The sequence below is a fragment of the Gracilimonas sediminicola genome (genome assembly GCF_024320785.1).
Lineage (GTDB): Bacteria > Bacteroidota > Rhodothermia > Balneolales > Balneolaceae > Gracilimonas > Gracilimonas sediminicola.
The window spans coordinates 2,071,394-2,085,643 of record NZ_JANDBC010000001.1; the positions used below are offsets into that span (position 1 = coordinate 2,071,394).

Annotated in this window: 6 protein-coding genes; all 6 read right to left on the reverse strand. The window is 44.4% G+C overall.

Going from position 1 to position 14,250, the window contains the following annotated elements; all coding sequences use genetic code 11:
• Positions 1 to 2: 2 nt before the first annotated feature.
• On the reverse strand, positions 3 to 2,420 hold the full coding sequence (locus NM125_RS09390; RefSeq protein WP_255134643.1) for an ABC transporter permease: 2,418 nt from the start codon (positions 2,418 to 2,420) through the stop codon (positions 3 to 5).
• 84 nt (positions 2,421 to 2,504) lie between these two features.
• Entirely contained in the window at positions 2,505 to 4,907 is a 2,403-nt protein-coding gene (locus NM125_RS09395) for an ABC transporter permease (RefSeq protein ID WP_255134644.1), read from the reverse strand.
• A gap of 72 nt (positions 4,908 to 4,979) precedes the next feature.
• Positions 4,980 to 7,364, reverse strand: coding sequence for an ABC transporter permease (locus NM125_RS09400; protein ID WP_255134645.1), 2,385 nt, complete (start codon positions 7,362 to 7,364; stop codon positions 4,980 to 4,982).
• 272 nt (positions 7,365 to 7,636) lie between these two features.
• The gene (locus NM125_RS09405) at positions 7,637 to 9,988 is read right to left on the reverse strand and encodes an ABC transporter permease (protein ID WP_255134646.1); all 2,352 of its coding nucleotides are present in this window, start codon (positions 9,986 to 9,988) and stop codon (positions 7,637 to 7,639) included.
• 110 nt (positions 9,989 to 10,098) lie between these two features.
• A complete protein-coding gene (locus NM125_RS09410; protein ID WP_255134647.1) occupies positions 10,099 to 11,667 on the reverse strand; it encodes a glycoside hydrolase family 10-like protein in 1,569 nt (522 codons plus the stop codon).
• Between the two features lie 199 nt (positions 11,668 to 11,866).
• Entirely contained in the window at positions 11,867 to 14,248 is a 2,382-nt protein-coding gene (locus tag NM125_RS09415) for an ABC transporter permease (protein WP_255134648.1), read from the reverse strand.
• Positions 14,249 to 14,250 lie beyond the last annotated feature (2 nt).

The window sequence follows — 14,250 nt, forward strand, 5'->3', positions numbered from 1 at the left end:
GGTTATTCACTTCTTAAACTTTTTACAGGGTTTTTGAGTGCTGCTTTTACGGATTGAACTCCAATAGTGAACCACGACACAATCAATACGGCAACGGCACACAGCATAAATACCCACAGGGAAACAGTGGTTTGGTCACTGAAGTTGGTTAGCCAGCGGTTCATGAATATATAAACCAGAGGCAGGGCAAGTATTTGGGCAAAGATAATCAAAAGGGTAAAGTCTTTTCCAAGTAACAGAATAATGTCACCGATTTGTGCACCCAATACTTTACGGATGCCAATTTCTTTTACTCGTTGTTGAATGCTGTATGAAGCTAATCCAAGCAACCCCAGGCAGGCAATCAGGATGGCTATAAAAGCAAAAGACTTAAATATGGTGCTGAGTTTTTCCTCCGATCGATACATACTATCGAAAGTGGCATCCAGGAAGAAATACTCAAACGGCCTTTCCGGGTTAAATGCGCTCCACTCTTCTTCGATATTAGCCGTAATGTCTCTGATATTATCGGAGGCCAGCTTCACGGAAAGGTAATCATGATAAAATGTACGTTTGAAAACGTGAATGATAACCGGATCTATTTTATTATGAAGAGAGTTGTACTGAAAGTCTTCGACAACGCCGATTACTTTCCCTTTTTTTCGGACTAAATTAGTGGTATAAAAACTTAGGGTAAGTTCTTTGTCTAATGGATTTTCATTCCATCCCAGCCGTTTAGCCGCTGTTTCATTAATGATGAATGCCTGGTTTTCATCGGTAGAGAACGCCTCGGAAAAATCACGCCCTTGAACCAGATTCAACCCAAGTGTTTTCAGGTAGTCAAAATCAACGGTCAGGGTTTGCATTACTGTTGAGTCAGCGGGGTTATCCTCTGGTGTCACCATAAAACCATGGATGCCTGATTTGATGCCGGGCAAGCCGGATGCTGCTGAAGCAGACTGAACCCCGGGAATTCGTTGTATCTCTTCTTTCAGCGTAGCCACATTAAACTGATTGGCCGTTTCCCGGATCGGCATGATCATAACCTGCTCTTTTTCAAAACCCAGCTTTTTATTTTGAATATAATCGAGTTGCTGAGTGATGATGATAGTGGAAAAAATCAGGGCCGTAGAAATACAAAACTGAAATACGACCAGTCCTTTTCGGAAAGAGGTAATAGATGATTTTTCGGTGACCCGCTTTCCTTTAAGTGTCTGGATGGGCTTGAAAGAAGACAGGTAAAATGCAGGGTAGCTTCCGGCTAAAATACCAATCCCTATTACTGAACCTGCGATGGGCAGGATTACTTCCCAGGAAGCTAAATAAGAAAGGGAGAGCTGGTAGCCGGTCAAATCGTTGAAGAATGGGAAAACTGCTTCCACGAGAATAAGCGAAAGCCCAAAACCGAGCAGCGTCATAATAATGGCTTCACCCAAAAACTGCCCAACAAGCTGAGTACGCTGAGCACCCATGGTTTTACGCATTCCCACTTCCATACCCCTTTTTGCCGACCGTGCCGTAGCAAGGTTCATGAAATTGATGCAGGCAATAATCAATATGAACAGTCCAATCCCTGCGAAAATATAAATGTAGGTGATGTCGAAATTGGCGGACAACTCATTTTGAAGGTTCGAATACAAGTGAATCTCCGAAACAGGCTGTAGCTCAAAACTGCTGGATTCAGCAAAGTCATTTCCATAGTATTTTTCTTCAAAATCGGAGAAATGTGACTCCAATAAAGGTTCCGAAGAGGCATTACTGAGCTGCACATAGGTGTACATGGGCGGGTGGTACCTGGAGTTATACTCCCAAGGCCTGAGTTGTCTCAGGCTTTCAAAAGAAATCACATAGTCATACTGAATGTGCGAGTTGCTTGGAGGGTTCTTAGTGATTCCGGTAATCTCAAAATCGAAGGTATTTCTGGAGTCTTTGAGTCTTAGTGACTTTCCTACAGGATTCTCATCGCCAAAAAACTTCGAGGCAATCGTCTCTGTAACAACCATGGTTAGTGGTTGGTCAAGAGCCGTGGCCGGATTTCCTTTTATAAAGTCAAAAGAAAACATTTCAAAGAAAGTAGAATCGGCGAAGACAATACCATCTTCCTGGTAGCTGGTGTTGTCCGGGCCTGAGATTAAACCTGAACTTGGATAAATGTGTGTGATTTTTTCAATGGAAGGAAATTCATCACCTAAAGCGTGAGCAAGTGCTGGATAGGTAGTAGCATAAGTGTCTATGGAACCATCAGCCTGGATACTTTCGGTTACCCGGAAGAGCTTATCGTAATTTGAATGAAACTTATCGAAAGAAAGCTCATGGATCACATACACGGTAATCAGAAGTACACAGCCAACACCAACAGCCAGCCCCAATATATTAACAACAGAATACAGCCTGTTCTTAAATAGGTTCCTTAAAGCAATTTTGAAGTAGTTTTTCAGCATGGTGTAATAAGTGTTTGGGTGTTATAGTGTTTACGTGTTTATGTTGGGTCGCACGTAAACACATTCACACATTACAACGTTAGGTTATTCACTTCTTAAACTTTTTACGGGGTTGGTTACCGAAGCTTTTATAGACTGGGAGCTAACTGTCAGCAAACTGATAATAAAGACTCCCAAGCCGGCTAAAACGAAAATTCCTATCCCAAGATCAGTGCGATAAGCAAAGTTCTCAAGCCAGTTGTTTACTAAAATCCAGCTGACGGGAATTGCCATCAAAAAGGCTATGACCACCAGCTTCATGAAGTCGGTAGTTAAAAGCATAAGAATTTGAGGTGTGGTGGCTCCAAGTGTTTTTCGGATTCCGATTTCTTTTACTCGCCGTTGAGTACTGAACAAAGCCAGGCCAAATAGGCCAAGGCAGGCAATAAAGATGGTAACTCCACCTCCGATGGCAAATAGCCTGCCAGCACGCACATCCGTCTGATACATTTGTTCAATCTGTTGTTCCAGAAAATGGTATTCCATTGCTGATGCAGGGTCAAACTGGCCGTGAATCTCTTTTAGCCCTTGTAAAGTTGATGGTACATCCACATTGGCAGCCAGTTTTACAGAAAAGTAATCGATTGATCGAACCGGGTTGGCCCAGTATCCAATTAATAGCGGCGCCACTTGTTGATGGAGTGATTGGTAATTAAAGTCTTTAACCACACCTACTACCCGTACAGGTTCGCCAACTCCGGATAGCCGTAAGGTTTTACCCAGGGGTTCATCCAAGTTCAAAGCATTGACAGCGGTTTCGTTAAGCAAGACAGTGAGGGAATCGGTTAACTTATTGCCGGTGAAGTTTCTGCCGGAAACCAACTCGATGTTGTAGAGCTGCAACATATCCTCATCAAAACTCATGAAGAACGTCTGAACAGAATCTGCCATGCCGGTTTCTCCGGACCGGGCAAAGATCTGGGTGATATTCTTCCATTCACCCGGTACCCGGGAGGAGACCGCGACATCTTGCACGCCGGGAAGTTTTGCCATCTCCTGCTTTATGGCATCAAAACGAGCTCGGGTATTTCCGCTGTTGATATCAACAACGAGCATCTGGTCTTCCTCAAAACCAATGTCAGCCGTTCGGATATAGTCAATTTGTTTGTAAGCAGCCAGTGTGCCAATTATCAAAATGATCGACAAGCTGAACTGTGTTATGACCAGCGCTTTACGGAGTGTAAGGCTTGTCCCTTTCATTTCGGTATTGGACTTTAACACCCGGATGGGTTTTATCAAAGCAAGGTAGAACGCCGGGTAGCTGCCGGAAGAGATTCCAAGTAGCAAGCCTATGCCAAGCAATACCATTGCAATATATGCGAACGAATCGGTGGTAATGCTAAAACTTTTTCCTGTAAGCTGATTGAAAGAGGGAAGCAACAGTTCAATTAAAAAGTAAGAACCTAAACAAGCCAGCAGGGCAATAACGATTGATTCTAACAAGAACTGACCGATAAGCTGTCTCTTTTCCGCTCCTGCGGCCTTTCTTATACCGATTTCTTTGCCACGCTGCACAGAAAGAGCAGTTGCAAGGTTCATATAATTGATGCCTGCGATGAGCAATAAGAAAACGCCAATTGCTGAGAACACATAGATATAGAAAATGTTACCGTGAGCTTGCTCGATACCGAATTCAATATTCTGAGAGTTGAAATAAATATCCGTAATAGGCTGGAGGTAGAAATTGCGGGCATTCTCGTTGGTTTCCTGCTGGTTTTGGATAAAGCTATCCAGCTTTGATTCTAAGGACGTCATATTCACGGACTCTTCCAGCAACAGGTAGGTGTAGGCACCATAGTTGTTCCAATCTGTGAGATATTCCTCCATGTCGGTATTCGAATTTCTTCTCGAGAAAAGTAAATCAAACTGAAGGTGAGAGTTATCCGGAACGTTCTTTATCACTGCGGTTACGGTATTATCGCCCAAATTACTGAAGGTCAGAACTTCACCAATAGGGTTTTGATTTCCGAAAAGCTGCTGTGCTTTTTTCTCTGAAATCACGACTGTGTTAGGCTCTGATAAGGGGCTGTTTTTGTCTCCTTCAACTATTTCAAAATCAAATACCTCAAAAAAATCAGGATCTGTCATCAGCCAATTACGCTCAGAAATGGCCTCCCCTTTCCACTCCATATCTACATGCCCCACAGGCTGATATACTCTCACCATCTTTTTAATTTCAGGGAAGCTTTCTTCCAATGTTGAGCCAAGTACCGGCGCGGTCTGTCCATAGTACCGGGTTCTCTGATCCTGACTATCATCGATTTCGACAATGCGATAGATCTGCTCCGATTGCTCATGAAGGGAGTCGTAACCAAGCTCATTATCAACATATAAATACAGCAGTGTGGCTCCGGTAATACCTACGGTAAGCCCCAAAATGCTGATGATTCCAAAAACTTTGTTCCGGTGAAGGTTTCGAATGGCAATTTTGAAGTAGTTTTTTAACATGATGTAATAAGTGTTTGTGTGTTGCAGTGTTTACGTGTTTATGTTGGGTCGCACGTAAACACGTTCACACGGTTATTCACTTCTTAAACTTTTTACAGGGTTTGCGAGTGCTGCTTTTATTGTTTGATACGAAATAGTACTTATGGCGATTACAAGAGAAACGAAACCGGCCAGCAGGAACACCCACCACGGGATAGGGACACGGTAGGCAAATTCCTGCAGCCAGTTTTGAATTGCGAAATAACATATGGGAATGCTTATCAGGAAAGCGATCCCGACCAGGAGTGAGAATTCCGAAGAAAGCAACCAGGTAATTTGCGAGGCCTTCGCTCCAAGTATTTTTCGTACTCCAATTTCTTTACTACGGCGCTGAATCATATAGGTGATTAGACCATATAAGCCCATGCAGGCGACTATAATGGTTAAAATGGTAAAGACAGTTAGCAGCTTTAGAAAGCGCTGATCGGCCTGGTATAATTGATTGAGATGCTCATCAAGGAAAACGAAGCTAAAGGGGAAATCCGGGACCGCGCTTTTCCAGCTTTCCTGTAAGGAGGCAACAGCTTGAGAAAGGTTGCCGGGTTGTAACCGGACAAATACTTTTTCCATGTTGGTTGGTGGAATGTACATGACCAGCGGCTGTATTTGACGGTGTAAGGAAGCAAAGTGGAAATCTTCAGCAACACCAATCACGTATCCGTCCTTAATGTCGCTTACTCTGAGTTCTTTGCCAATGGGATTATCCCAACCCAGCGTTTTAGCAGCCGATTGGTTGATGACGATACCGTCAGCAGAGTCGGTGGCAAAAGAAGGATCAAACGAACGTCCCTCAGCCATTTTGATATCCATTGTTTCGAAATAATCGAAATGCACACCGTAGATGTTCATGGGATATCCTTCAGGGTCATCCCCCGGAGGGAAAACAGGAACCGTTCCGTTTCTTCCATCCAGTAAGCCGGCTCCTAAACTGGCATTTATAACATGGCGGTTTTGCTGTAATTCATTTTTAATGGTTGGAAATCTGCGGGTCAGCTCCTCACCATTCATGTGCAAAACGACAACCTGCTCTTCATTAAACCCCAGGTCTTTGGATTGAATGAATTGAATTTGGTTTCGGATGATTAAACTTCCCGCAATAAGTACAATGGCGATCACAAACTGACCCACAACCAATATCTTTCGGATGGAGAACACCGAACTGCCGGTTTCTATCGAGCCTTTTAAAGCTTTTGAGGGACGAAAGTTTGAAATCATGAACGAGGGATAGAACCCTGCCAGTACTCCGACAATTACCGAAAGCGCTAAAAAGGTCGGAACCAGGTAAAGGTAGCTTCCAGCTTCCAGACTTAATTCCATACCTAATAACGAAGATGCGGCTTGTAATACCGGTTCAAGAAAAAGTAAGGCTATGCAGATACTCAATAGCGTGAGTAATACCGATTCAAAGATAAATTGCCCCATCAGGGAAGTACGTTTAGCACCTAAGGTTTTGCGGACGCCTACTTCTTTACCTCTCCGGATGGCCTGAGCTGTTGAAAGGTTCATGTAATTAAAGCAGGCGATAATCAGTAGAAAGAGGGCGATAGCTGACAGCCCGAAAATATAGGCCCGGTTACCAACCCGCATATCTTCAGAAGCATTTCTGAGGTTTGAGGCGAGGTAGATTTCATCAAGGGGCTGCAGGTGTAAAATCCGGTTCTCACCGATATCTTCTCCCATGTTGGTGACCAGAAAATCGTCAAAATGGGCAGCTACTTGTTCAGGGTCAGCCTGTTGCGATAATTTCACGTAGGTGTAGAAAGAAACCCATCCCCAGCTGTCAAGAGTAACGGGATAACCACGGGGAACCTCAAAAGTGTCGAAGGAGATAATAAAATCGAAATTGAGGTGAGTATTAGGGGGAATTTCTTCAAATACTCCTGTAACTGTTAACGGGATTTGATTATCCAAAAGCAAAGTCTTGTCCATCGGGTCTTCATCTCCAAAATACTTTTGGGCCATTGGAGCGGTTATAACAACAGAATTAATGTCTTTTAGTGCCTTGGCTGGATTGCCTTGAGAAAGAGGGAAATCGAAAATGCTTAACAAGGTAGAGTCGGCGTAGGCTACATTGTATTCATAAAACTGACGGTTTTTGTAGCTGAGAATGTTGGAGTCAGGGAATCGCAATCGCACGGCTTGTTCAATCTCAGGAAAACTCTCAACTAAAGCAGGTCCCATAGGAGGCGAAGTAGTAGCAAAATGCCGGGCACCGGGACGGTTTATTTCCTGGAATGTAAGCCGGTAAATCTGATTCGCATTGGTATGGAAATTATCTACACTCAGCTCTGCACGGACAAACAAAAAAATTACTATGCAGCAAAGAAGAGCCACACTCAGCCCGAAAATATTGATGATCGAATTTTCTTTATTTCTGTAGAAATTTCGAAAGGCTATTTTAAAGTAATTCTTCAGCATGGTATAAAGTTTCTATGTGTGAACGTGTTTAAGTGTTTATGCACGTTCGCACCTAAACACTTAAACACGTTCACAACTAATTATACACTGGGTAATCAACTATCATACCAAACCGGGAAAAGATCTTTAAAACAGCGTTTAGGACATTTTTGAGGGTATTACATGTTCACTTTCAAACACCGGGTGTGCGATTATGGACAGTGAGGTTAGCTCAGCTATCAGGCTTCAGCTTTTAGTTTAAATCCATAGAGAATAAACTGAAAGCTGATAGCTTATTCACTCTTCAGGCTCTGTACCGGATTTTCCAGGGCTGCTTTTATGGATTGCCAACTTACCGTCAGCCAGGCGATTACCACTGCAAGGAAACCGGAGGCGGCAAATATCCACCAGTTCAGGCCCGGGTTGTAAGCGAAATCGGAGAGCCATATGTCCATCATCCACCACGAAACCGGGATGGCAATAGCAATGGCGATCAGCACCAGCTTGGTGAAGTCTTTGGTGAGATGGAGCACCAGGTTTTGAACTGAAGCTCCCAACACTTTTCGAACCCCAATTTCTTTGGCGCGCTGCTCGGCTGTGAATGCTGAAAGACCGAAAAGTCCCAGGCAGGAGATGATAATGGCAAAGATGGAGAAATATTTGGCCAGGTCGCCAATTCGTTGTTCTCCCCGGTATAAGGCCGCATATTGCTCATCCATAAATTCATAAGCAAAAGGATAAGTGGGGTTGAATTCTTTGTATTTGTCTTCGATCTGCGCCAGTGTCTCGCGAATGTTATCCGATTCAACTCTTACGTAAGCTGCCCAGCCAAAGTCGGTAAGCCGGAAGAAAAGAGGTTCGACTTCGTACCGCAGGTTCTGGAAATGAAAGTCTTTAACAAGGCCGATGATCTCGGTGTCTTCTTCCCAGAGCTGAATTACCTGCCCAACAGGATTTTCAAGGTCCATTACCTTGGCTGCTGTTTCATTAATCACAATTCGGGCCGTATCGGCGCCAAATTCTTCAGAATGAGAACGTCCGGCAAGAAGCTCAAAACCCATGGTTTCAATGAGTCCGTAATCTGCACTTACATTCTCGAATAAAATATGGGTATCAGGTAATTTACCGGGCCATTCCAACCCGGATGTATTGGAATTTCTACCCATAAACGAAGAGCTGGATCGGGATGCATTAACGACGCCCGGAATATCCTTTACCTGGGCTTTAAAGGTGTCCCAATTATCATAGACGTCACCTTCAACAGGGAAGGTGATAAGGTTTTCCTTCTTATACCCGAGGTTTTTGGTCTGGGTAAACTGAATTTGCTGGTACACCACAATGGTAGAAATAATCAGGATAACAGATAGCGAGAACTGGAATACCACCAGGCCTTTCCGGGCAAAAGCTTCACTGCCTGAAATTTTCAGGTTTCCTTTCAGCGTTTTAACAGCTTCGAAAGAGGAGAGATAAAAGGCCGGATAGCTACCCGCCACAAACCCGGTTACCAATGCGGTTCCAAGAAATATGAGCAGCAGCATCGGATCTGAATAGGAAACATCGATGGCCTTATCCGTCAGGTCGTTAAATACAGGTAAGCTCAATTCAACAAGAAATACGGAAACCAACAGGGAGAAAAAAGTGATGATCATGGATTCACCGATAAACTGTCCGATGAGAGAACCCTGACTGGCCCCGATTGATTTTCGAATGCCCACTTCTTTGGCACGTTTGGTGGCTTTGGCTGTACTCAGGTTCATAAAGTTAATGCAGGCAATCAGCAAAATGAAAATGGCAACGATGGTAAATAACCTCACGTAATCGATTCTGCCACCTGTTTGCACACCGTCTTCAAATTGGCCATAGAGGTACAAATCAGCAAAGGGGAAAACAAAGAGGTTCACATTCGAGTCATCATCATCTTTTTGTTTTACGAAGTCCTTTATTTTTGAATTCAAAGCGGCAATATCAACACCCGGGTATAGCTTGGCAATGGTTCGGGGGCCGTTATTTCCCCATCGGGTTGCCCATTCATTATTCTGCAGCCAATCCTCAAAGGGAAGCACGTAATCAAATTGGAAAGAGGAGTTTTCGGGAAGTTTTTCAAATACGCCGGTGATAGTATGAACCTCCGTCCCGTTGATGGTAATAGATTCACCTACCGGATTTTCTGTATTGAAATATTTCTCTGCCAGCTCTTTGGAAATAGCCACACTTTTGGGGCTGTTGATGAGCTCGTCCCGGTTTCCATGCAATATGTTGACATCCAGAATGTGGAAGAAGTCAGGCCGGGCGTATAGCCCATTTTCCTTGAGCGACTTATCATCTTTGGTAAACAGGTATTCCATATTCCAGGTATAAGTGGCCACATACTCAAACTCGGGGACTTCCTCTTTCAAAGCAGGAGCCAAAATTCCCGGTGTGGAATGGGTTGTCATGATATCGCCGGAATATAGCTGGTGCTCCATTACCTGGTACATGCGGTCGGAATCGGTGTGAAAGCGATCGTAATTCAACTCATCAAGTACCCAAAGCAGAATCAGGATACTGCAGGCCATCCCAATGGATAACCCGATGACGTTAATGAGAAAAGAACTTTTATGACGCTTGAAACTCCGAAAAGCAGTTTTTAAATAATTTTTGAACATGGCCAGACCCGATTTCTTGATTACGGATGTTACACGGTAAAAATCAGGAGTCGTTACATGTAAGTGAGAACTTTCTTCAAATAATTATGCTCCTTCAGAGGAGTTATTTCTCACTTAAGGTTAAAAAGTGAGTTATAGAAACCCTTGAGTGATTTGCTTTCTGCCGGAGATTCAAGCTGATCGAGATGTTCAAAATTTTGAATGAAGGCTGAACTTTCAAATCCTAACCGGTCGATATAGGTAATATGAAGTTCCTTCAGCAGCGAAACCCTTCCTTGTCGAAGAGGTGAACTGGCAGGTGCATGGTTTATCCTGTAATAAGGGATAACGGCAGAGTCCCGGGTTTTTGGGATGATAATTGTTTGCCAGGTGTTATCATATCGGGCATAAACAACCCATTTTGAAACACGGTTTATATCTTCCTCCAAGGCAAAAGAAAGCCCCCCCTTTTCCCGGGTAAAAGAAATATCAGGTGCTTTTAGCGGACGATGGTTGATCCAGTTCATGGAAGGAATCAGGGCTTCCCGTTTATAAGGCTTTTCGAGCAGGGCTTGTCGGAGCGAGTCATTTTCAACTAATCCAGTCATACTCCAGTGGATGGTTCCGGGTGCTTCCGGCAGCATGCCGCGTGTTATCATAATTTGATTAATGACCTCGTCCACTTGTTGTTCTCCTTCATAGCGGGAAATACTCATGCCCGGCCAAATATGCCGGTCTGTAAAATTCTGCTCTTCCCACCACCCCAACAGAACAGGAAAGCTCTGTGGAACCTGGTTTATGGGCCAGTAAAGTTGGGGTGAGAAGTAATCAATCCAGCCTTTTTTGAGCCACTTTTTGGCATCAGCGTAAAGCACCTCATATTGATCCATTCCTGCAATGGATGGCGGACTTCCCGGCCGCCACACACCAAACGGGCTAAGCCCAAATTTCACATAGGGCTTTTCCTTTTTTATGGATCTATATACCCGTTGTATGAATGTGTCTACGGCTTTTCTTCGCCAGTCACTTCGCGAGAGTTTTCCTCCGGATTTTACATAAGCATCCCAGCTTTCATCGTCCGGAAAGTCTTCCCCAAAATTATAAGAGGGATAGGGATAGAAGTAGTCGTCAAAATGAACGCCGTCAATATCGTATCGCTTTACGATGTCCATAACTACGGCGTGGGAATGATCCTGGGTTTCTTGCAGGCTGGGATCGAACCACCAGTACCCGCTTTTTAATCCTACCACCAGCTCTTCTTTCGTGCTCACGACGGAGTGCTCCGAAACCGAGCCGCCTCTCACATGATGTGCCCGGTATGGATTAAGCCAAACATGAAGCTCCAGTCCTCTTTTATGGGCTTCTTCAATCCAGAAACTCAGTGGATCGTAATAGGGAGTTGGTGGCACGCCTTGCTGGCCGGTCAGGTAATACGACCAGGGTTCCAGCTCGCTTTCATATAAAGCATCAGACTGCGGGCGAACCTGGAAAATAACGGCATTAAAGTTTGTGGACTGCAAAAGATCGAGCAGTTTTATAGCCTCTTCTTTCTGCTGTTCTACGGGGATGCCCGGTTCGCTGGGCCAGTTGATATTGGCAACCGTTGCAACCCATGCGGCCCTGAATTCACGCTGAATTTCAGGATGGGAATCAGCCGGTTTTTTCGGGGAAAGTTTGAGGTACTGACAACCGGAAAGCATCAAAAGTAAACACAAATAAAGACAGCACGAGATTTTCTTCGGCATAAAAACAGAATATGGAACTCTTTCAGGGGCAGACCGAAGGTAGCAACAAATGGGGAAGAAGGAAACGGATGGAAATTGGCGAGGTTTTAGGTGTTAGGTTTTAGTGTGTCCATTCAGGCAACACTAAAACCTAACACCTTGCACCTAAAACCTGCTATTCACTTCTCAAACTATCCACGGGATTAGCCACGGCGGCTTTGATGGATTGCCAGCTTACGGTCAAAATCGCGATAATCATCGCAATCAGTCCTACGGTTATAAAAACAGCAACATTCATATCAATACGGTAGGCAAAGTTGGTAAGCCACTGATCCATTACGTACCAGGCGATGGGCGTTCCCACCACAAAACCGATAGCCACTAATTTGAGGAAGTCGGTTGAAAGCAAAGCCACTATTTTTGAGACGGAAGCACCCAACACTTTTCGAATTCCAATTTCTTTTGCCCGGCGTTCAATCAGGAAGGATGAAAGCCCTACAAGGCCAAGACAGGCGATGAAAATAGCCAGCCCGGAAAATGCCAGTAACAGGTTTCGGGTCTGCAGTTCAGACTGGTAGAGAGCATTCAGCTGTTGATCTAAAAACTCGAATTCAAAAGGCCGGTGTGGGGCAACATCCTGCCACATATTCTCCAGAGATGCTATCGTGCCCTGGATGTTTCCCGGTTCAACTTTCACTAACAGGTAGTTATACATCTGCTCATGAATGAATAACGCCAGGGGCTCTACATTTTCTCTGAGAGACTGGTAGTTAAAGTCTGCCATCACCCCAACCACCTCGCCTTCTCTTCCTCCCAGTACATTGAAAGGCTTGCCAATGGCTTCCTGTGGCGACCAGCCATGAGCCTGCGCTAACTGCTCGTTGATGAGATACACATATCCCTGTTCTCTGGTATAGGAAGGATTATCCGGAAAAGAGTTACCAGCAATGATCTCAATATCTAATGTTTGAACCAAATCGGCATCAGCTGCACCGGCTGCAGTTCCGATCGGTTCCATCGTAGTGTTGTGAACCGACCCATAGCCGCCAAAAACTTTACCGGGAATATTTGACATGTAGGTTGCTCCTTTAACACCGGGCTGACGGAGAACCTCACTTTTCAGCAGACCCTGTTTTTGAGCAAGCTCACTATCTCTGGCAGGGAGCACAATAACTTCTTCATCATCAAAACCAAGGTCTGCAGTTAATATGAAATTTGTTTGTTGATAGATGATGACGGTACAAAGAATAAGGAAAGTGGATATAGCAAATTGTGATATCACCAGCCCTTTGCGAAGGGTACCATCGGACCCGGTAGACCCAAGCAGCCCCTTAAGTACCCGAACCGGCTGATATGATGAAAGTAGAAAAGCCGGGTAGCTTCCGGCGAGGGCAGCGGTGATGATGGTCACGCCGGCTAAAAGCATCCATGCGGAAGGATCGGTAAAAAGGTTAAAGCTGATGTCTTTGCCCATCAGTTCGAAAAAGGGTTCTTTGAAAAACTCCACCAGAATCAGTGCCAATACAACTGATATAAGCGTAATCAATATAGATTCCCCATAAAACTGCTTTACCAGTTGTGATTTTACCGCACCGAGAGCCTTTCGGATACCCACTTCAGCTCCACGCCTTGAAGAACGGGCGGTTGAGAGGTTGACGTAATTTATAGTAGCGATAAGGAGTACCATCAGGGCCAGGAAAATAAACCCAATCACGTTTTGCATACTGCCCATGGGGGCAATTTCGAAATCGAAGTTTGAGTTCAGGTACAATTCTGTGACGGGGGTAAAGATCAGTTGATCAACACGGTCCTGAATCTGATTATCCCTTATGAAGGCATTTGCTGTCTGTCTTAATGATTCGGTGGAGGAGCTGCTATTCAGTAGCAGATAAGTGAAAAAATTAGCGGCCCTGATCTGAGAATCATCCAGCTGAGACCAACTGCTCATGGTATGCAGCGAGCCCAGATAATTGAATGTAAAGTGGGAGTTTGCAGGAACGTTTTCAATGACGCCGGTCACTTCAAAATCATAATTGGTATTGAAAATCCGGGCATTAACAGTTTCACCAAGTATATCAACAGACCCAAATAATTTCAGGGCTGTAGATTTGGGCAGAACCAATGATCTTGGGTTTTTGAGTGCTGTTTCGGGGTTTCCGGCGATAAAATCAAAACTGAAAATCCGGAAAAAGCTGGAATCGGCATATAAGAAGTTTTCTTCCTGAAATTTGTTCTCACCGGTACTAATGATAGCCGGGCTGTAACGGGTAGGCTCATAAAGCCGAACCCATCGTTCAATCTCTGGTGAGATTTGATTCAGCGTTGGAGCCACCATGGAAGGCGTAACGGCGATGTTATCACCACCGCTTTCCATACTGATCCGAACAATTCTGTCTGCCTTTTCATGGAATTGGTCATAACTGAGTTCATGCCTCACATATATGAGGATTAGCAGACAGCAAGCAATGCCTATTGCCAGCCCCGAAATATTGATGAAAGAATAGCCTTTATGCTTAGAGATATTTCTAAAGGCAATTTTAAAATAATTCTTCAGCATAG